The sequence below is a fragment of the Embleya sp. NPDC020886 genome, from assembly GCF_044333915.1.
GTDB lineage: Bacteria > Actinomycetota > Actinomycetes > Streptomycetales > Streptomycetaceae > Embleya.
In genome coordinates this window covers 1-19,968 of the sequence record NZ_JBIRRX010000015.1, presented here as the reverse complement: position 1 = coordinate 19,968, position 19,968 = coordinate 1, and the positions used below count along the sequence as shown (strand labels likewise).

At 72.4% G+C, this 19,968-nt stretch carries 18 protein-coding genes; 14 read left to right on the top strand and 4 right to left on the bottom strand.

The genetic code is table 11. The annotated features are described in order from the left end of the window. The first annotated feature begins 743 nt into the window (after positions 1-743). The 3 genes from ACH4U8_RS36665 (at position 744) to ACH4U8_RS36655 (ending at position 6,381) form a co-directional block, all read left to right on the top strand. Positions 744-1,013, top strand: a complete 270-nt coding sequence (locus ACH4U8_RS36665; RefSeq protein WP_360323362.1) for a WhiB family transcriptional regulator — start codon at positions 744-746, stop codon at positions 1,011-1,013. A 107-nt stretch (positions 1,014-1,120) separates the two neighbouring features. After that, on the top strand, positions 1,121-4,915 hold the full coding sequence (locus tag ACH4U8_RS36660) for a glycosyltransferase (RefSeq protein ID WP_395782592.1): 3,795 nt from the start codon (positions 1,121-1,123) through the stop codon (positions 4,913-4,915). Next, positions 4,912-6,381, top strand: a complete 1,470-nt coding sequence (locus ACH4U8_RS36655) for a DUF5719 family protein (RefSeq protein WP_395782591.1) — start codon at positions 4,912-4,914, stop codon at positions 6,379-6,381. Before ACH4U8_RS36660 ends, ACH4U8_RS36655 begins: the two co-directional genes overlap by 4 nt. 77 nt (positions 6,382-6,458) lie before the next feature. On the opposite strand, the gene ACH4U8_RS36650 is transcribed toward ACH4U8_RS36655, so the two are convergent. Then, positions 6,459-6,824: a metallopeptidase family protein gene (locus ACH4U8_RS36650; protein WP_355545354.1), complete on the bottom strand. Its 366-nt coding sequence runs from the start codon at positions 6,822-6,824 to the stop codon at positions 6,459-6,461. A 265-nt stretch (positions 6,825-7,089) separates the two neighbouring features. Here ACH4U8_RS36650 and ACH4U8_RS36645 point away from each other — a divergent pair, with 265 nt between their 5' ends. The 8 genes from ACH4U8_RS36645 (at position 7,090) to ACH4U8_RS36610 (ending at position 15,293) form a co-directional block, all read left to right on the top strand. Continuing rightward, positions 7,090-7,464: a DUF3499 domain-containing protein gene (locus tag ACH4U8_RS36645; protein WP_026219631.1), complete on the top strand. Its 375-nt coding sequence runs from the start codon at positions 7,090-7,092 to the stop codon at positions 7,462-7,464. A 106-nt stretch (positions 7,465-7,570) separates the two neighbouring features. Next, on the top strand, positions 7,571-8,941 hold the full coding sequence (locus ACH4U8_RS36640) for a phosphomannomutase/phosphoglucomutase (protein WP_395782590.1): 1,371 nt from the start codon (positions 7,571-7,573) through the stop codon (positions 8,939-8,941). 104 nt (positions 8,942-9,045) lie between these two features. After that, positions 9,046-9,231: a Trm112 family protein gene (locus ACH4U8_RS36635; protein WP_360323354.1), complete on the top strand. Its 186-nt coding sequence runs from the start codon at positions 9,046-9,048 to the stop codon at positions 9,229-9,231. Next, complete coding sequence (locus tag ACH4U8_RS36630) at positions 9,228-10,409, top strand: SIS domain-containing protein (protein ID WP_360323352.1); 1,182 nt, start codon at positions 9,228-9,230, stop codon at positions 10,407-10,409. The genes ACH4U8_RS36635 and ACH4U8_RS36630 overlap by 4 nt, the downstream gene beginning before the upstream one ends. 2 nt (positions 10,410-10,411) lie before the next feature. Beyond that, the gene (gene manA, locus ACH4U8_RS36625) at positions 10,412-11,632 is read left to right on the top strand and encodes a mannose-6-phosphate isomerase, class I (protein ID WP_360323350.1); all 1,221 of its coding nucleotides are present in this window, start codon (positions 10,412-10,414) and stop codon (positions 11,630-11,632) included. A gap of 137 nt (positions 11,633-11,769) precedes the next feature. Continuing rightward, positions 11,770-12,750, top strand: a complete 981-nt coding sequence (locus tag ACH4U8_RS36620; RefSeq protein WP_395782589.1) for a cation diffusion facilitator family transporter — start codon at positions 11,770-11,772, stop codon at positions 12,748-12,750. Between the two features lie 159 nt (positions 12,751-12,909). Beyond that, a complete protein-coding gene (ahcY, locus tag ACH4U8_RS36615; RefSeq protein ID WP_379992248.1) occupies positions 12,910-14,358 on the top strand; it encodes an adenosylhomocysteinase in 1,449 nt (482 codons plus the stop codon). 155 nt (positions 14,359-14,513) lie between these two features. Continuing rightward, the gene (locus tag ACH4U8_RS36610) at positions 14,514-15,293 is read left to right on the top strand and encodes an HNH endonuclease family protein (RefSeq protein ID WP_395782588.1); all 780 of its coding nucleotides are present in this window, start codon (positions 14,514-14,516) and stop codon (positions 15,291-15,293) included. A 93-nt stretch (positions 15,294-15,386) separates the two neighbouring features. On the opposite strand, the gene ACH4U8_RS36605 is transcribed toward ACH4U8_RS36610, so the two are convergent. Then, entirely contained in the window at positions 15,387-16,316 is a 930-nt protein-coding gene (locus ACH4U8_RS36605; protein WP_395782587.1) for a zinc-binding alcohol dehydrogenase family protein, read from the bottom strand. A 96-nt stretch (positions 16,317-16,412) separates the two neighbouring features. Between ACH4U8_RS36605 and ACH4U8_RS36600 the strand changes: the two genes are divergently transcribed. Continuing rightward, the gene (locus ACH4U8_RS36600; protein ID WP_395782586.1) at positions 16,413-16,868 is read left to right on the top strand and encodes a MarR family winged helix-turn-helix transcriptional regulator; all 456 of its coding nucleotides are present in this window, start codon (positions 16,413-16,415) and stop codon (positions 16,866-16,868) included. A 9-nt stretch (positions 16,869-16,877) separates the two neighbouring features. Next, complete coding sequence (locus tag ACH4U8_RS36595) at positions 16,878-17,483, top strand: hypothetical protein (protein WP_360323340.1); 606 nt, start codon at positions 16,878-16,880, stop codon at positions 17,481-17,483. On the opposite strand, the gene ACH4U8_RS36590 is transcribed toward ACH4U8_RS36595, so the two are convergent. After that, the gene (locus ACH4U8_RS36590) at positions 17,467-18,486 is read right to left on the bottom strand and encodes an RDD family protein (RefSeq protein WP_395782585.1); all 1,020 of its coding nucleotides are present in this window, start codon (positions 18,484-18,486) and stop codon (positions 17,467-17,469) included. The two genes, ACH4U8_RS36595 and ACH4U8_RS36590, sit on opposite strands and share 17 nt — an antisense overlap. A gap of 50 nt (positions 18,487-18,536) precedes the next feature. Between ACH4U8_RS36590 and ACH4U8_RS36585 the strand changes: the two genes are divergently transcribed. Next, the gene (locus ACH4U8_RS36585; RefSeq protein WP_395782584.1) at positions 18,537-19,544 is read left to right on the top strand and encodes a stage II sporulation protein M; all 1,008 of its coding nucleotides are present in this window, start codon (positions 18,537-18,539) and stop codon (positions 19,542-19,544) included. 158 nt (positions 19,545-19,702) lie between these two features. Here ACH4U8_RS36585 and ACH4U8_RS36580 read toward each other — a convergent pair. Then, positions 19,703-19,968: hypothetical protein (locus ACH4U8_RS36580; RefSeq protein WP_395782583.1), on the bottom strand; the 266-nt coding region annotated here is incomplete at its 5' end.

Below are 19,968 nucleotides of genomic sequence, written 5' to 3'. Positions count from 1 at the left end.
CCGAACGGACATTCGACCGAATCGAACGGCCGTGCCGATAAAGGGGGAAAAGAGTGCCGCCGCTTGCGCGGAGGACAGCCGAAAAGGCGTCCTCAGGCGATACAGCCCGGACAACAGCTGTACACGTGGTCGCACGGCGGACACAGCGCGCTGAACACCCGACGGACGTCGACAGGACGACTCCGGTACCGGCTGCAGCGTGCGGACATGGGAAAAGAAGACCGTCTACGGGGTGGCCGTGTCAACTCGCCGCGGTGCGCCCGCGCCGCTCCGCACCCCAATCGGACGCCCGCTGCCCGATTCGGGTGAGGAATCCTGGGAAGGGATTGAAGCCCGCAGGGCACGGGGAGGCCCATTTCCGGGTGACATCGGCAAGCGACGTCGATGTGTGACCTCGGTCATCATCGCGGTTTTCGGGCCCGTCCCGGGAACTGCGCGGACGGTGTGAGGCGTAGTCCATTGCAGAGGTCATCACGGGTTGGCATCGAATGTCGCCGCGACTCCCGCCGGTACGCTCCCGCCCGGAACGTCGAAGCGATCGCATGGCACAGTGCTTGTCCGGATCTGTCCATTTATGTGGTCAATCCGGATTGCTGTGGTCCCGGGGAGTGAATCCCCGCCCTAATAGCAGAGCCCGGCTTGACGTCGCAGCAACGACGCGCTTGTAATTTCACACACGTCGTGAACCGTTACCGGTAACGGCTTAATCACGGGGACGCAAAAACGGGTCGAGGAGGCACGCGATGGGCGAGCTGTTCCAGCTACTGGTCGCCGACGGCGAGAGCGAGGAGGAGGAGCTCGGTTGGCAGGAGCGGGCACTGTGCGCGCAGACCGACCCCGAGTCCTTCTTCCCGGAGAAGGGCGGCTCGACACGAGAGGCCAAGAAGGTCTGCCTCGCGTGCGAGGTGCGCGACGAGTGCCTGGAATACGCGCTGGCCAACGACGAACGCTTCGGCATCTGGGGCGGATTGTCCGAACGCGAGCGGCGCCGACTCAAGAAGGCGGCCGTCTGAGCGACGCCCGCTGAGCATCGCCCGCCCAGGGGCGTCGGCCGAGGCCGCGACCCCGAGCAGAGCGGGCGCGGGGTGCCCGTCGCGTAGTGTGTTCGCCGTTCGGCCGGATGCCGGACCGCTGGTACCACGCCGCTTCGAGCCCCCCGGGGTCACCGCACTCGATGTCACTTTTCAGCCATCAGTCGGCATACGCGCAAGCTCCGGCTTTTTCACGGCACATAGTCACCGCGATCCTCGTCGCCCATGACGGGGCACGCTGGTTGCCCGGCACACTGACCGGCCTGCTCGGTCAGGAGCGCCCGGTCCAGCGCGTCGTCGCGGTCGACACCGGCAGTACCGATGCCTCGGCCGGTCTGCTGGAGGACGCGCTCGGTCAGGGCTCGGTGCTGCACGCCGAGCGACGGACCGCGTTCGGTGCCGCCGTGAGTGAAGCCCTGCGTGCCGCGCCGCACCTCGATCCCGCGTCCCTGCCCTATCGGATCGACGCGTACGACGCGTCCGACCCGTACGGCGACACCGACCAGGACCGCCCGCCGCGGTCGACCGAACCGGTCGAGTGGCTGTGGCTCCTGCACGACGACAGCGAGCCCGCACCCGACGCGCTGCACCTGCTGCTGCGCGCCGCCGACGAACTGCCCTCCGCGGCCGTGCTCGGCCCCAAGGTGCGCAGTTGGTACGACCGCAGGCAACTCCTCGAGGTCGGCACCACCCTCACCGGCAGCGGCCGACGCTGGACCGGCCTGGAGCGCCGCGAGCAGGACCAGGGCCAGCACGACGCGGTGCGCGGTGTGCTCTCCGTCTCCAGCGCGGGCATGCTGGTGCGCCGCGACGTGTGGGAGGGTCTGGGCGGCTTCGACCCGCACCTGCCGCTCTCGCGCGACGACACCGACTTCGGCTGGCGGGTCAACGCCGCCGGCCACCGCGTGGTGATCGTGCCGGACGCGGTGGTGCAACACGCCGAGGCGGCCACGCGCGAGCGCCGACCGATCGACGTCGCGGCGAACCGCCCGCACCGGGTGGACCGCGCGGGGGCCGCCTACACCCTGCTGGCGAACACCACCGGCGCGGGCTGGCCGCTGCTCTGGTTCCGGCTGTTGTTCGGCGGTCTGTTCCGCAGCCTGGGCTACCTGCTCGGCAAGCTGCCCGGCATGGCCCTGGACGAACTGCTCGGCACCATCTCGGTGTTGCTGCGCCCCGGCGGATTCCTGTCCGCGCGCCGGGCCCGGGCCCGCACCCGGACGACGTCCGACAAGGACCTGGGCGACCTGTTCCCCAGCCGCGCGGCCACCGTGCGCCATGCCGCCGAGGGGCTGCTGGGCAACCTGCGGCGCAGCGAGGAGCCGGAGACCCGCTCCGGCCGACACAGCAGCGCGGAATCGGGCCCGGTCGACGAGGACGCCGAGTCGCTCGACTCGGAGAGCTTCGTCAAGCTGCGCGTGCTGATGCGCCGCCCCGGACTCTCGCTCGCCGTCGCGCTCACCCTGATCACCCTGTTCGCCGCCCGCGAATTGCTCGGCGGCGGAAGCCTGTTCGGCGGCGCCCTGTTGCCCCCACCCGAGGGTGCGGCGGATCTGTGGGACCGCTACCGCGACACCTGGCACGGCGTCGGCTTCGGCGAGGCGGCGAGCGCCCCGCCCTATGTCGGCGCGCTCGCCGCGTTCGCGACCCTGCTGTTCGGCAAGGCCGGCACCGCGGTCGCGGTACTGCTGATCGGCAGCGTCCCGTTGGCCGGGATCAGCGCCTACCTGTGCACCCGCCGACTGGTGTCCGCGCCCGGCGTGCGGGTGTGGGGCGCGGCCGTGTACGCGCTGACCCCCGTGGCCACCGGCGCGATCGCCTCCGGTCGGATCGGCACCGCGGTCGCCCTCGTGCTGGCTCCCGTGGTCGCGCGCGGCGCGGCCCAGGTGTTCGGCGCCGGCGACCTCAAGCCGTCCATGCGCGCCGGCTGGGCCACCGGCCTGGCGCTGGCCGTCGCGGCGGCGTTCGCCCCGTTGTTGTGGCTCGCGGTCGCGCTGCTCGCGCTGATCGCCGTCGGGGTGTCCTTCGCCGGACTGCTCGGCCCGCGACCGGGCCCGGGCCTGCTGGTGCGCATCGGCGTCGTGCTCGGCACCCCGCTGGTCCTGCTCGGCCCGTGGACCCTGGCCCTGGCGGGCAACCCCAAGCTGTTCCTGACCGAGCCCGGGCTGGCCGGCGACGCGCTGGCCGAGAAGGGCACCAGCCCGGTCGGCCTGCTGCTCCTGGACCCGGGCGGTCCCGGCACCCTGCCGCTGTGGCTGACCGGCGCGCTGCTGCTGGTGGCGCTGGCCGCGCTGTTGCGCGACTCGCGGCGTGCGGCGGTGCTGGGCGCGTGGGCGGTGGCCCTGGTCGGCCTGCTCCTGGCGATCGTGGTCAGCCATGTCGAACTCACCGTCGAGGCCACCGGCGACAAGGTGCCCGCCTGGCCCGGCACGGCCGTGGTGGTGATCGCGCTCGGCTACGTCGCCGCGGCGATGGTCGGCGCCGAGGACGCCCGTACCCGGGTCGCGGCCGGCAGCTTCGGCTGGCGCCAGCCCACCGCCGTGGTGCTGACCGTGCTGGCCGGGCTCACCCCGGTCGCGGCGGCCGGCGTCTGGTTGTGGCAGGGCGCGAACGGGCCGCTGGAGCGCCGCGACCCGGTCGTGGTGCCCGCGTTCGTGGCCGAGGAGGCCGCCGGGCCGCGCCATCCGCGCACGCTGGTGCTGACCTCGCCCGAGCCGGGCAACGTCGCCTACACGATCGTGCGTGGCTCGGGCCCGGTGCTCGGCGACGCCGAACTGGCGCCCAAGGCGTCCACGTACCGGCAGTTCGACACGTTCCTGGGCAAGTTGCTCTCCGGTGGCGGCGGCGCGAGCGCGAGCATGCTCGCCCCGTACGGCATCGAGTTCGTGCAGCTCAAGCCGCCGGTGGGCGGCGAACTGGCCGCCCGCCTGGACGGCACGCCGGGCCTGGCCCGGGTCGGCGCGACCCAGGGCGCCACCCTGTGGCGTCTGCAATATCCGGTCGGCCGCGCGCTGATCGTCGACCCCGACGGTCGCAGCGCGGCCGTCCCCTCCACCCGCGAGGGCGTGTCCACCCGGATCGAGGCCGGCCCCCAGGGTCGGATCCTGCGACTCGCGGAGCGCGCCGACTCGGGCTGGGAGGCCACCCAGGGCGGCCGGAAGCTGACCGCCCGCACGCTGGACGGCTGGGCGCAGGGCTTCGAGTTGCGGCCCGAGGCGGGCCGGCTCGAAATCGTGCACTCGTCCGGCGGACACGGCATCTGGCTGCTCGTCCAGGGCGTCCTGGTGTTCGTCGTGTTCGTCATGGCGCTGCCCGCCCGTCGACGCGGCACCGACGACGACCTGCCGGAAGCCGACGCCCCGGCGGCCCCGGCCGCCGGTGAGGGCACCGGGCGCCGCGCCCGGCGGGCCAAGGCCGAGTCGGAGGAGCCGGTGCCGGCCCCGGAGGCGGTACCGGTCGCGGTGGCCGCCGAGGGCTCGGACGCGTTCGGCTTCCCCGAGCAGCGCACCGACCCGGCCGAGGCGCCGGTGCCGGTGGAGGCGTGGAACGGCGCGTCCTACGACGCCACCGCGACACCGGCCTACGAGCAGTACCCGCAGCAGGACTACGGGCAGGAGTACCAGGGCTACCCGGACTACCAGGGCTACCAGTACGACCAGGGCGCCCCGGCCGCGCCGGGTGCGCCGGACGGGTCGGACGCGGCCGGCTCCTACGGCTGGGTCCCGCCCCAGCCGCAGCACCCCGTCTACGACGAGTACGGCAACGTGGTGCCCGCGCCGCAGTACGACCCGAACGCCTACCCGGACCAAGGCGGCGGCTGGCCGCCCGAGCCGAGCCCGGGTGACCAACCCTGGCCGCCGCCCTCGCAGGGAGACCGCCCGTGAAGCGCACCACCCTCTCCCTGGCCGTCGTCGTCGCGCTGCTGGCCGCGGTCGTCGGCCTGGCGATCGTCACCCGCCCGACCGAGAGCAAGGCGGCACCGCCGCCCGCGGCGGGCCGGGTGCCGATGCAGCAGTCCGAGCTGAGCTGTCCGACGATCCGCGAGCTGCCCGGCAGCTCGACCGTGGTCTCCGCGTTGACCCCGCCCGCGCAGAACCCCACGAGCGGCGGTGAGGCGAGCGTCGTCGAACTCGGCGACCGCACCAAGGCACGCACCAAGGTCGAGGCCCCGGGCAAGCTCGCGAGTTTCAACGTGGACAACATCGACGTCCCGCCGCTCGTGGGCAACGCCGCGGGGGCGTTCGCGCCGGGCTTCACGGCCGGCGCGGTCACCCGGGTACCCAGCGGCGCCGGTCGCGGCCTGGCCGGCCTGGCCTGCGAGGCGCCGACCACCGACCGCTGGTTCGTGGGCACCTCCACCGCCGAGAACCGCGACGCGTACCTGTACCTGTCCAACAGCAAGGACACGCCGGCCGTGGTCGACGTGGAGCTGTTCGGGCCCAACGGTCCGATCGACGCCGAGGCGGGCCGCGGGTTGTCCCTGGCGCCCGGCGCGACGCTGCCGGTGCTGCTGCGCACGCTCAACCCGAGCGCGGTCTTCCCGGGCGTGGCGGTGCACGTGATCGCCCGCACCGGCCGCGTCGGCGCGGCGATCCGGGACCAGGAGGGCGCGGTGGGCACCGACTGGCTGCCCTCGGCCGGGGCGCCGGGCCGCAACCTGGTGATCACCGGCCTGCCCGCGATCACCGGCGACGCGGGCAACGTGCAGCTCATGCTGCTCTCGCCCAGCGGCGAGAACACCGACGTGCAACTGTCCGTGGCCGGCAAGGTGAACACCTTCAAGCCGGTCGAGCACGAGAGCACCGAGGTCAAGGGCACCAAGCTGACGGTGATCGACCTCGGCCCGGTCAACCGCAGCGACGCGGGCGCCCTGCGGCTCACCTCCGGACGCGCGGACATCATCGCCGGCGTGCGGGTGGTGCAGGGCACCGGAGCGGACGCCGAGGTGGCCTTCCTGGCCGCCACGCCCGAACTCGCCGGACGCGCGGTGGTCGCGGAGAACCGCTCCGGCGGCGCGGTCACCGGCACCGTCTCGCTCACCGCGCCCAAGGGCCCGGCCAAGGTCAAACTCACCTCGATCGGGGACAAGGGCGAGCCGGTGTCCGCGGACGTCGAGGTGCCGGCCGGCACCACGATCCAGGTGCCCGCCCCGGTGCCCCCCGGCGCCGCCCGGTTCGCGGTGATCGCCGAACCGCTGCCGGGCTCGCAGCCGGTGCACGCGGTGCGCACGATCACCGAGACGATGGGCAAGACCGCCGCGTTCACGGTGCAGCCGTTCGTGCCGACCACCGAGACCGTCGTGGTGCCCAACGCGCGCGAGGACCTGTCCCTGCTGGTCCCGCAGAAGTAGCGCCGCCGTACGCGGAAAAAGACCCGGCCCGGCTCCCCTCGACGGGGACCCGGGCCGGGTCGTTTCCTGCCTGCCGCTCAGTCGTCGGGGTCGATGGTGTCCGGATCCATCCCGAGCAGGTCGGCGACCTGCTCCACGAGCACGTCGTTGACCAGCATCTCCAGCTCGGTGCGGCCCTCGGCGCGCAGTTCGAGCGGGCGGCGGTACAAGATGATCGTCGCCGGGACCCCCTTGGTCGCCGGCACCAGCCGGCCCAGCGCCACCGCCTCGTCGCCGTTCACCGCGGTTTCGGCCTCGGGCACGTCCAGGACCGCGAAGCGGACCTCCTCCAGTTGCGGCCAGCGCTTGGCGAGCCGTTCGACGACGTCGGCGGCGAGGTCGTCGAACCGCTGCGCGCGAGTCAGCGCGATCGGCACGGGGGGCGGGGCGAGCGGACCGCGCATGCCGCGGCCGTGCCGGTCGCGCCGACTACGGCGCCGCCGGTCACGCTCACGAGGAGAAGAGGGGACCGAGTGCTCGTTGTGCACGGGACGAGCTTAGGGCCTGCCGGCCCGATGCGGATCGGTCCGGGCGGGCTCGTTCGCACTCGGATCGGGGCGCCGAACGGCGGTGCGAGACGCCGTCCGCACCCTGTGAGGAGCGACACGTGAGTCACACCGCACCCGGATACGACGCGGGTTCGGCCCGCTTGCGGTACCGTCCATCGTCGTGAGCCCTGTACGTCGCTGTTCGCGGACCGCCTGCGGCCGAACCGCAGTCGCCACGTTGACGTACGTCTACGCCGACTCCACGGCCGTCCTGGGCCCTCTCGCGACTTATGCCGAGCCCCATTGCTACGACCTGTGCGCCGAGCACTCGGAGCGGCTGACCGCGCCGCGTGGTTGGGATGTCGTGCGCCTGGCGCCGGATCCGAGCGCGGGCAAGCCCAGCAGCGACGACCTCGAGGCGCTGGCCAACGCCGTGCGCGAGGCCGCCCGCCCGCCACAACCCCCGCAACCCGCGCCCGAGCCGCCGGACCGGGACGGCCGTCCCGAGGCCGGTCGGCGCGGTCACCTGCGCGTTCTGCGCTCACCCGAGAGCTGACCGCCGGCCGATAGGGTCTGATGCGTCGTCCGCGGGGCAGGGATCGACGGTCAACGGCCATTACCGCGGCGAATCGGGACCGCGGCCAAGCGAGTGGAGTCTTCGGGTGCGCGACCTCTCCCAGATCGTGAAGGCGTACGACGTGCGGGGTGTGGTCCCCGAGCAACTGGACGCCGACACCGCGCGGGCACTGGGCGCGGCGTTCGTGCGGGTCACCGGGGCCGACGCGATCGTGATCGGCTGGGACATGCGGCCGTCCTCGCCGGAGTTGTCCGGCGCGTTCGCCGCCGGCGCCGCCGCCCAGGGTGCGGACGTCACGCTCATCGGCCTGGCCTCCACCGACGAGCTCTACTTCGCCAGTGGCAGCCTGAACCTTCCCGGCGCGATGTTCACCGCCAGCCACAACCCCGCGCAGTACAACGGGATCAAGATGTGCCGCGCGGGCGCCGCCCCGATCGGCCAGGACAGCGGCCTGGCCGACATCCGCGCGCTCGCCGAGGCGGGCGTGCCCGAGTACACCGGCGAACCGGGCACGATCACCGAGCACGACGTGCTGGCCGACTACGCCGCGCACCTGCTGGGCCTGGTCGACCTGACCGGCATCCGACCGCTCAAGGTGGTCGTGGACGCGGGCAACGGCATGGGCGGACACACCGTGCCCAGCGTGCTGGGCGCCGCGAGCGGGCTGCCGCTGGAGATCGTCCCGCTGTACTTCGAGCTGGACGGCTCGTTCCCCAACCACGAGGCCAACCCGCTGGACCCGAAGAACCTGGTCGACCTCCAGGCCGAGGTACGCAAGAGCGGTGCCGACCTGGGCCTGGCCTTCGACGGCGACGCCGACCGCTGCTTCGTCGTCGACGAGAACGGCGACCCGGTCTCGCCGTCCGCGGTCACCGCGCTGGTCGCGGTCCGCGAGATCGCCCGGGCCAGGGCGAACGGCGAGGACGCGCCGGTGATCATCCACAACCTGATCACCTCGCGTGCCGTCCCGGAGATCGTCACCGAGCACGGCGGCCGGGCGGTGCGCACCCGGGTGGGCCACTCGTTCATCAAGGGCGAGATGGCGAAGACCGACGCGATCTTCGGCGGCGAGCACTCCGCGCACTACTACTTCCGCGACTTCTGGCGGGCGGACACCGGCATGCTGGCCGCGATCCACGTGCTCGCCGCGCTCGGCGGCCAGAGCCTGCCGCTGTCCGTGTTCGCGAGCGAGTACGACCGCTACCCGGCGTCCGGCGAGATCAACAGCGAGGTCGCCGACCAGGCGGCCGCGACCGCGAAGGTGCGCGCCGCGTTCGAGGGCCGACCCACCGCCGTGGTGGACGACCTGGACGGGATGACCGTGGTGGCCGACCGGTGGTGGTTCAACCTGCGTGCCTCCAACACCGAGCCGCTGTTGCGGCTCAATGTCGAGGCCGACGACGAGCCCACGATGATCGCGGTCCGCGACGAGGTGCTGGCACTCGTCCGGGGCTGACCGGTCGGCTCGGTAGTGTGGTGGGTTCAATCGGACGGCCGCCGCGCCGAATCGGGGCGAGTGGGTACGAATCGGCGCGGCCGGCCGGAAAAGTGGGAGATGTCGTGAATCTGGAACCGTCGCAGTTGGCGATCCTGACCTGCCCGGTCTGCCACGCCTCGCTGCACCGGGACGGGGACGCCGCGCTGGCCTGCGACAACTCCGCGTGCGCACTGGTGTACCCGGTCGTCGACGACATTCCGGTGCTGCTCGTGGACGAGGCCCGCCGGCCCGGTACCGCGCGGGCATGAACATCCTCGACGAGGGCCTGCTGGACGACCAGGACGGCATCGCCCGGGCCGACGCGGCGGACACGCTGCGCGCCCTGGCCGGCGCCGGGGCACAGGTGCGCCGGGCCGTGCAGGCCGCGCGCGAGGCGGTGCCCGCCGCGATCGCGCCCCGGGACCGCCCGCGCACGGTGATCCTGGCCGCGCCCGCGTACGGGCCGCTGGGCCATGCGCTGCGCGCGGTCACCGGCGCGGACGCGGCGCTGCCGCTGGTGCTCGCGGCGGGCGGCGTGCTGCCCGGCTGGGCCGGTCCGATGGACCTCGTGCTGTTGGCCGGTCGAGGGGACGAGCCCGGCTTGATCGAACTCGCCGGGCAGGCGTACCGACGCGGCTGCCAGGTGGCCGCGGCCACTCCCGCCGGGTCGCCGCTCGACGCCGCCGTGCAGCAGTCCCGCGGTGTGGTGGTCCCGGTTCCCGTCGACGCCGCCCCGGTCGGCACGACCGGCTACGCCGATCACACCGTGTTCGCCGCGCAGACCGCGTTCTGGCCGCTGTTCACCGCGCTCCTGGCGCTCACCGGCGCGGTCGGCGCGAGCGCGTTCGCCCCCGGCGAGGCACTGGCGAGCGTGGACGCGATGGCCGACCGCCTCGACGAGGCGAGCACCCGCTGCCGGCCCGCCGCCGACGCCTACCTCAACCCCGCCAAGGGGCTGGCCGTCGCGATCGCCGGCACCATCCCGGTGATCTGGGGCGCGGGCACCGTCGCCGGTGTGGCCGCCGAGCGCTTCGCGACGATGTGCGTCGGCGTCGCCGCCACCCCCGCGCTGTCCGGCGCGCTGCCCCTCGCGGGCCGCTACCAGGACCGGGTCTTCACCGCCGGCGACGCGGCCGACGTCGCCGACCCGGACGACTTCTTCCGCGACCGGGTGGACGAGCCCGAGCCGGTGCGGATGTACCCGGTGCTGCTCGTCGACCACGACGACCAGGACACCGCCGCGCCCCTGGACCGGGCCCGACGCACGCTGGGCGCGCTCGGCCAGTCCGCCGTCGGCGAGGTCGGCGCCCGCGGCGGCAGCCCGCTGGAACGGCTCGCCGAGCTGATCGCGGTGACCGACTTCGCCGCCGTCTACCTGGCCCTGGGCACCGGCGTCGGCCCCGCCGTACCGGGCCTGTTCTCCTGGACCGAAGGTGGTCCCCGCTAGCCATGGACCGCCTCGTCAACCGGATCCGCGCCAACGCGTGGGGTTCCCTCACGGCCATCCCCGAACTGCTCGGCGTCGCCCCCAGCGGCCGACCGCAGGCCGAGCTGTGGATGGGCGCCCACCCGGGCGCGCCCTCCGAGATCGACCGGGGGCAGGGGCCGTGCTCGCTGGTCGAGCTGATCGCCGCCGACCCCGAGGGCGAACTCGGCGCGGACACCACGGCCCGGTTCGGCCCGCGCCTGCCGTTCCTGCTCAAGGTGCTGGCCGCGGAGGAACCGCTCTCGCTCCAGGTGCACCCCGACGCGCTCCAGGCCCGGCACGGCTACGCCGAGGAGGAGGCGCGCGGCGTCCCGATCGACGCCCCGCACCGCAACTACCGCGATTCCAGCCACAAGCCGGAGATGATCTGCGCGCTCGGCGACTTCGAAGGTCTGGTCGGCTACCGCGAGATCGCCGGCACGCTCAAGCTCCTCGACGCCCTCGACGTCCCGGAACTGGCCCCGTTCGCACGGGCGTTGCGAAACCCGGACCAGGAGGCGGCACTGCGCGCGGCGACCACGCACGTGCTCATGCTGCCCGCCCGCCTGCGAATCGGCGTGGTCGACGCGGTCGCCGCCGCCTGCCGCCGGCTGGCCGCGAACGGATCCCCGTACGCGGGGGCCTGCGCCGCGGTCGCGGGCCTGGCCGAGCGCCACCCGGGCGACCCGGGCGTCGCGGTGGCGCTGCTGCTCAACCACATCCGGCTGCGCGAGGGCGAGGCGGTCTTCCTCGCGGCCGGCATGCCGCACTCCTACCTGCACGGCGTCGTGGTCGAGATCCTCGCCAACTCCGACAACGTGCTGCGCTGCGGCCTGACCGACAAGCACATCGACGTCGGCGAACTGCTGCGGATCATGGCCTTCCGGGCCGGCCCGGTGGAGATCCTGGGCCCCGAGCCGACCGAGGTCGACCCGGGCGAGGAGGTCTACGCGACCCCGGTCGCCGACTTCCGGCTCTCCCGACTGCGGGCCACCTCGGGCCGTGCGCCGTACCTGCTGGACACCGCCGGCCCGCAGATCCTGCTGTGCGTGCGCGGCGCCGCGACCGCGACCGGCGCGGACGGCGCGGTGCTCGACCTGGCGCGCGGCCAATCGGTGTACGTTCGCGCGGGTGAACCGCGCGTCGCGGTCACTGTCGAGGGGGACGACGGCCTGGTCTTCCGGGCGACCGTCCCGTGCCCCTGAGCACCGCGGCGCGATCGACGCGGGCCACATCGAGGCAAGCCTGCCGGAGTAGGCGCGTGCCCGATGGCACACTGATCGCCGACGAACGGTAGTCGGCGGCCGACGACGATGGTCAACCAACGGGTGGGAGTCGACCTATGAGCGCGGGTGGCGGAACCAAGGCGGTTGTCGCGGCACTGGCGGCGAACCTGGGCATCGCGGTGGGCAAGTTCGTGGCCTTCGCCTTCACCCGGTCCTCGTCGATGCTGGCCGAGGGCGTGCACTCGTTGGCCGACTCCGGCAATCAGGTGCTGCTCCTGGTCGGCGGCAAACGGGCGCAGCGCAACGCCACGCCCGAACATCCCTTCGGCTACGGCCGCGAGCGCTACATCTACGGCTTCCTGGTCTCCATCGTGCTGTTCTCCGTCGGCGGCATGTTCGCGATCTACGAGGGCTACGAGAAGATCGCCCATCCGCACGAACTGAAGAGCTGGTACTGGGCGGTCGGCGTGCTGGTCTTCTCGATCGTGCTGGAGGCCTTCTCCTTCCGGACCGCGATCGCCGAGTCCAACCTGCACCGGGGCGCGCTGAGTTGGCCGCAGTTCATCCGCCGGGCCAAGTCGCCCGAGCTGCCGATCGTGCTGCTGGAGGACTTCGGCGCGCTGATCGGCCTGGTCCTGGCCCTGGCCGGGGTCAGCCTCGCGGTGGCCACCGGTGACGGGGTGTGGGACGGGATCGGCACGCTGTGCATCGGCGTGCTGCTGGTGCTGATCGCGATCGTGCTCGCGCTGGAGACCCGCAGCCTGCTGCTCGGCGAGGCCGCAGGGGTGGAGACGGTCCGGGCGATCGAGGCGGCCATCGTGGCCGGTCCCGACGTCGAGCGGCTGATCCACATGCGCACGCTGCACCTGGGCCCGGAGGAACTGCTGGTCGCCGCGAAGATCGCGGTCAACCACGACGACACCGCGGCCGAGGTGGCCCGGGCGATCGACGCCGCCGAGGCACGTGTGCGCGCGGCCGTGCCGATCGCCCGGGTGATCTACCTGGAGCCGGACATATACCGTCCGGACGAGGCCGCGCGCGGCGCCGACCCCGAGGCCACGCCCGGGGGCAAGGACCCGCACATCGCCGACCACTGAGGTGTTAACGTCGTTGGCGCACAACGACAGTCGCTGCAGAGGGCGGTCGGGTCCGGGACCCGTAGGCACAGAAGTGTCCGACTGGATGGCACGGCATCGGCGCCCGCGGCACCGGTGTGTCTCCAGTCCCATCCACCCCCTCCGCAGAAGGATCCAACCATGGCTTCGCAGCTCGACGGCGATTTCAAGGTCGCCGACCTCTCCCTCGCCGCGTTCGGCCGCAAGGAGATCACCCTCGCCGAGCACGAGATGCCCGGACTGATGTCGATCCGTCGCGAGTTCGCCGCGTCGCAGCCGCTGGCCGGCGCCCGGATCATGGGCTCGCTGCACATGACCGTGCAGACCGCGGTGCTGATCGAGACGCTCGTCGCGCTCGGCGCCGAGGTGCGCTGGGTCTCCTGCAACATCTACTCCACCCAGGACCACGCTGCCGCGGCCATCGCGGTGGGCCCCGAGGGCACCCCCGAGGAGCCGCGCGGCGTGCCGGTCTACGCCTGGAAGGGCGAGACCCTGGAGGAGTACTGGTGGTGCACCGAGCAGGCGCTGAACTGGCCCGGCCAGGACGGTCCGAACATGATCCTCGACGACGGCGGCGACGCCACGATGCTCGTGCACAAGGGCGTCGAGTTCGAGAAGGCCGGCGCCGTCCCGGACGCGACCGACGCCGACTCCGAGGAGTACACGGTCTTCCTGGCGCTGCTGCGCGCGAGCTTCGCGGCGAACCCGGGCAAGTGGTCCGCGATGGCCCCCGGGATCATGGGCGTCACCGAGGAGACCACCACCGGCGTGCACCGCCTGTACGAGATGTTCCAGGCCGGTTCGCTGCTCTTTCCGGCGATCAACGTCAACGACTCGGTCACCAAGAGCAAGTTCGACAACAAGTACGGCGTCCGCCACTCGCTCATCGACGGCATCAACCGGGCCACCGACGTGCTGATCGGCGGCAAGGTCGCGGTCGTCTGCGGCTACGGCGACGTCGGCAAGGGTTCGGCCGAGTCGCTGCGCGGCCAGGGCGCCCGGGTGATCGTCACCGAGGTCGACCCGATCTGCGCGCTCCAGGCGGCGATGGACGGCTACCAGGTCACCACGCTGGACGAGGTCGTCGAGATCGGTGACATCTTCGTCACCACGACCGGCAACTTCAACATCATCATGGCGTCCGACATGCAGCGGATGAAGCACCAGGCGATCGTCGGCAACATCGGCCACTTCGACAACGAGATCGACATGGCCGGTCTGGCCAAGATCCCGGGCATCGTCAAGGACGAGGTCAAGCCGCAGGTGCACACCTGGACGTTCCCCGACGGCAAGAAGCTGATCGTGCTGTCCGAGGGCCGGCTGCTCAACCTGGGCAACGCGACGGGTCACCCGAGCTTCGTGATGTCCAACAGCTTCGCGAACCAGACCATCGCGCAGATCGAGCTGTTCACCAAGCCCGAGGAGTACCCGGTCGGCGTCTACGTGCTGCCCAAGCACCTGGACGAGAAGGTCGCGCGCCTGCACCTGGACGCGCTGGGCGTCAAGCTCACGACGCTGACCGAGGAGCAGGCCGCCTACATCGGCGTCAAGGTCGAGGGCCCGTACAAGACGGACGCCTACCGCTACTGATCCCGACCGTCGGTGCCGAGCACCGACATCGACCTCGATCGGTTCGACACCGATCGTTTCGACAGGCCGGGCGGCGCACGGATCGTGCGCCGCCCGGCCTGTTTCCGGACCACCATCGGGCAACGACACCACGACATCCCTCGGGGGGCGGTCGCATGCAACGGCGCGCGCACATATCCATCTCCGTCCTGCTGGCCGGCGCCGCACTGACGGCTTGTCAGGGCGACGGCTCCAAGGCCGAACCCGCGGCCGGCGCCGAGTCGTCCAAGTCCGCCGCGGGCGCCTCGGCCCCGGCCGGCGGCTCGGCGGTCGACCCGCTGCAGAACGAGCAAGGCACCGGCCCGGGCCTGGCGCCGCTGACCTCGGCCGCCGACCTGACCCGGGCCCGGACGCTGATCGGGCGGGTGAACACCAAGGCCCGCGGCCCGCAGACCGGTTACGACCGGCAGAAGTACGGGCCGGCCTGGACCGACAGCGTCACCGACGTCCCCTTCGGCAGGAACAGTTGCGACACCCGCGACGACATCCTCAAGCGGGACGGCCAGGGGACCCGGTGGAAGGACGACAAGGGCTGCGTCGTGAACACGATGACGCTGCCCGATCCGTACTCCGGCAAGGACATAGCGTTCACCAAGGCCAAGGCGTCCGCGGTGCAGATAGACCACGTGGTCCCGCTCAGCGCCTCCTGGCAGATGGGCGCCGCGCAGTGGGACGCCGACAAGCGCCGCCGACTGGCCAACGATCCGCTCAACCTGCTCGCGGTGGACGGCCCGATCAACGGCGGCAAGGGCGATTCGAGCCCGGCCACGTGGCTGCCGCCGAACAAGGTGGTCCGCTGCTCGTATGTGGTGCGCTACGCGCAGGTCTCGATCAAGTACGACCTGCCGGTGACCGACGCGGACAAGCAGGCGATGCTCGCGCAGTGCGGCGGGTGAGCGAGTAGCGAGCCGGTCGGGTCGCGCCGAAGCTCGGGCCGTGCCCCGAGGCGAACGCTCGCGGCGGTCGAGCGAGCAAGCCGGCCGGGCCGCCTACGGTCGCAACACGACCTTGCCGAGGTTGGCGCGCGCCTCGATCACCGCGTGCGCCTTCGCCGCGTCCGCGAGGGCGAACGTCTCGTGCACCGCGACCCGGAGCCGGCCCGCCGCCGCCAGGTCCCACAGTTCCCGCCCGTGCCGTTCGTACCGCTCCGGAAACGCGGTGGCGAACCGCGCCATCGACATTCCGGTGATCGTCCGCGCGCCCGCGAGCAGTTCCCACGCGGGCACCGTTCCGCCGCCGGAGTTGAAGAAGACCAGCCGTCCGAACGGCGCGAGCGCGGCCACCGCGCGCGGCAGTACGTCACCACCGACCCCGTCGAGCACGACGTCGACCGGCTCGCCCCACGACCGGGCGTCGTAGGGCACCACGTCGTCGACGCCCAGACCGCGCAGGAAGTCGGCCTTGTCGAGCGAGCCGACGGCCGCCACCACGCGCCGGGCGCCGCATACCCGGGCCAGTTGCACGGCCAGATGACCGACCCCGCTCGCGGCGCCGGTGACCAGGACGGACTTCCCCTCGACCGAGCCGGCCGAGGCCAGTGCGGCGAGCGCGACCTGGCCGCCGCGCACCAGCGCGACCGCGTCCACGGTGCTCGCGGCGGCCGGGATGTGCGACGCGGTGAAGATCGGTGCCGGGGCCAGTTCGGCATAGGCGTTGGTGAACGAGATCGCGACCACCCGATCCCCGACCGCGTATCCGGTGACGTCCGCACCGATCGCCGCCACGTCGCCGGCCACCTCCCCGCCGAACACCCCGGGCAGCGGCGGCCCACCCTCGCGCACCTTCCGCACGCTCGGCAGGCCCACCCCGATCGCCTCGGTACGGATCAGCAATTCGCCCGGCCCCGGCTCGGGCGCCTCGGCCTCCTCCACCCGCAACACTTCCGGACCGCCGTACTCGTAATAGCGAACGCGACGCACACACACCTCCGAGAACCTGGCGAACATCATGGGGAACCCCAACGATATGCACTCGGTCGTGGGAAAGTCCAACGATTCTCCGGGTAGGCTGCCCCCATGGTCGACAAGCTGCCCGCCCCCGCCCGGATCCGCGCCCTGCCCAGTTGGCTGCTCGGTCGCGCCGCCGCCCACGGCCGGGGACTGGTCCGGGAGGCACTGGCTTCGGACGGCATGCCGATGCTGCACCACCTGGTGCTGATCGCGGTCCGCGAGTACGGCCCGGTCGCACAGGCCGAACTCGCCCGCGCGGTGGGCATCGACCCCAAGGACATGGTCGCGATCCTGAACGCTCTCCAGACCGACGGCCTGGTCACCCGCACCCCCGATCCCCGCGACCGGCGCAAGAACGCGATCACCACCACTCCCGCCGGCGAACAGCGGCTGGTCCGCCAGGAACCGCTCGTGGACGCCGCGATGGACGAACTGCTCGCCCCGCTCGACCCCGCCGAGCGGGCCACCTTCACCGCCCTGCTCCTGCGCGTGGTGGCCGCCGGCGAACCCAGCGTGTCGTAGGGTCCGCGCATGCCCTCAGGCACCTACTCCTTCCACGACCCGCACGACGGCACCCCGCTCGGCGAGGAACGCTTCTCCTGCGCACCCGGCCCGATCGGGTGGCGCTACACCGGAAGCGGCATCGACCTGACCCTGGACGCGCGCGGCCGGCCACTGCGCCTGGAGGCGCTCGCCGGTGGCTGGCGGGTGCGCGGCGGCGCGACGGTCGTGGACGGCGCGGCCGGGGTGGTGTGGTTGCGCGGCGCGGCCGATCCGAACGTGGACGAGCCGGCGATCGAGGCCGAGGCGAAGGCCGCCGGCTTCACCGGTCGCTCGCCCGCCTTCCTGATCGCCACCGCGACCCTGCTGAACCTGGCCCCCGGCGGCTCCGCGCGGCTGCGCCTGATCGCGCTGACCGAGCCGGTGCTGGCGGCACACACGGTGGACCGCTCCTGGACCCTGGCCGAGGTCGAAACCCACGACGGCCTGCTCGTCGAACGCTACGAGGTGGACGACCTGGCCACCGGCGAGCGCACGACCGTGCACCTGAGCGGCGACGTGGTCCTCGCCGCCCCCGGCATCGAACTCGAAGCCCTCGACACACCCCCGAACAGGCGGATCACGACGGCGGGGTGAACCCGGGTCGCGGTCCGCGCTCGGGATCGGCGGGGGGTACGACCGGGGCGGGTCGAACCTCGGGTGTGGTGCCGGCAGGGGTGGCGGGCGGCTGAGCGGGCTCGGGCGCGGGGGCCGGCTCGTGGACCGGCGCCCAGGCCGGCGTCCGACCCGGAGCCGGCTCCGACGGCCGTGCCGCGGCGGGTGCCGCCGGCGGCGCGGGCATCCACGCCGCGGCCCCGGCACCCGCGGGAGCCTCGGCGGCGAAACCACGCGGCCCGCCCGCGTACCGCTCCCAGTCCCGCCGCTGCCGCTCGGCCAATACCGCGGCCAGATACACCACCGGGTGCATTCCGGGTGGCGGGCCGATACCGATCCGGTTCGCGGTATCCGCCGTCAGCCGCAGGCCCAGCGACGCCTCTATCGCCGGATCCAGATCACCCCGCCGCGACAGGAATTGCCGAATGGCCAAGGCCAGATCGTCGGACAGCCCCGACAACTCGATCCCGGTCGCCCACGCCGACGCGGCCGGATGCAGCGGCAGCGGCAAGTGCCGCGCGCCGGGAGTGCGCTCCCGCACCACGAACGTCCCGGCCACCATGTCGCCGAGCCGCTTGCCGTTCTTCGAGGCGAGCGAAGAGAACACCGCGCCACACCCGAACGTGGTCCAGAAATCCGCGAAGAAGCCGATCAACGCCCGCACCAACGCGTGCCGGAACCGAATCGGCCCGCCGTCGTCGCGAACCACCCGAAGCCCCAGCGCCATCTTCCCCGGCGACCGCCCGTGACTGGTCGTCTCCCACGCGACCGGCCAGCCGACCACGACCAACACCAGAATCGACAACAACAACGCCGTCGCGAGCGCCTCGTCCGCGACCGGCACCGCCAGCGACACCAGCCAGACCGCGAGCAGCAGCAGCGCCACCTGCGCGACCACGTCGATCGCCATCGCGATCGCCCGACTGGGCAACCGGGCCGGCCGCAGGTCGAGCGCGACCGCCTCCCCCGTGACGAGCTCGGACACGTCCACCTCCAGTGTGTGCGTCGATGCCACTCCCAGAGAGGATGCACCGTATGGATGTCGACGTGTTCGTCGCGGTACACCGCCACGAGTGGCAACGCCTGGAACAACTGACCCGCCGCCGGCGGCGATTGTCGGGCCCCGAGGTGGACGAGCTGGTGACGCTGTACCGCCGCACGGCCACCCACCTGTCGACGATCCGCTCCGCCGCGCCCGACCCGGTGCTGGTCGGCCGACTCTCCACCCTGACCGCGCGAGCCCGCTCGGCGGTCACCGCCCCCCGTACTCCGGCCTGGCGGGAGGCGGTGCTGTTCCTGACCGTTCGATTCCCCGTCGCGGTCTACCGCAGTCGCCGCTGGTGGGGCGTCACCGCGTTGGTCTTCGTCGCACTGGCCTCGATCATCGCCGCCTGGGTGGCCCACGACCCGGCGGTCCGCGACGCGGTCGCCGCCCCGGAGGACATCCGCCGGTTGACCCGCCCCGGTGGGGACTTCGAGACCTACTACTCCAGCGCCCCCGCGAGTTCCTTCGCCGCCCAGGTGGCCACGAACAACGCGTGGGTGACGGCCGGCTGCCTGGCCCTGGGCATCCTGCTCGGCCTGCCGGTGATCTACATCGTCTTCAGCAATGCGATGAACGTCGGCATCTCGGCCGGCCTGATGGCCGACGCGGGTCGCCTGGACGTGTTCTTCGGCCTCATCACCCCACACGGCCTGCTCGAACTCACCGCGGTCTTCATCGCGGCGGGCGTGGGCCTGCGCCTGGGCTGGACGGTGATCGACCCGGGCCCCCGCACCCGGGCCCGCGCGATCGCCGAGGAGGGCCGCATCGCCCTGGGCATGGCCCTCGGCCTGGCCCTGGTCCTGGTCGTCTCCGGCGTCATCGAGGCATTCGTGACCCCGTCGGGCCTGCCGACCTGGGGCCGCATCGCGATCGGCGTGACGGCCGAGGCCCTGTTCCTGGGCTACGTGGTGATCCTGGGCCGCCGAGGCCAATTCGCCGGGGAGCAGGGGGATGTGGCATCCTCGGACGTCGCGGACGAACTGCCGATGGTCGCCTGAAGGGGTGATCTTGACAGTCCACCGGCCGCACACGTAGATTCGAAGGGTTGTCGCAAAGTTGTTCAACGGCGCGACAGTCTGGTAGTCTCTGCCAGAGTCGAGCGGGGCGTCCGTCAAGGATCGCATTCCTGCCGCAGCATCACCATCGAATTACTCGATCATCGGTCGCGTTCATTCGCGACGGGTTGGGCTATTTGCTGTTCTTGTGCGTGTGGTTTTGGAATTCCCAATCGGCCGGAGCGTGGCAGAAACGGGTTACCGAATCTGCTAAGCTCGAAGAGCCGGAAGCCGAAGAAACGAAAGTTTCGAAGGCGGAAAGCAACGGACGGAAAGCGGGTCGCAGGATCTGCTAGAGTCCGGAAGGCGGAAAGCGCGGAAACGCGGTGGAAGCCGAAAGCGAGGAAAGCGAAGCCGCCGAAACGGT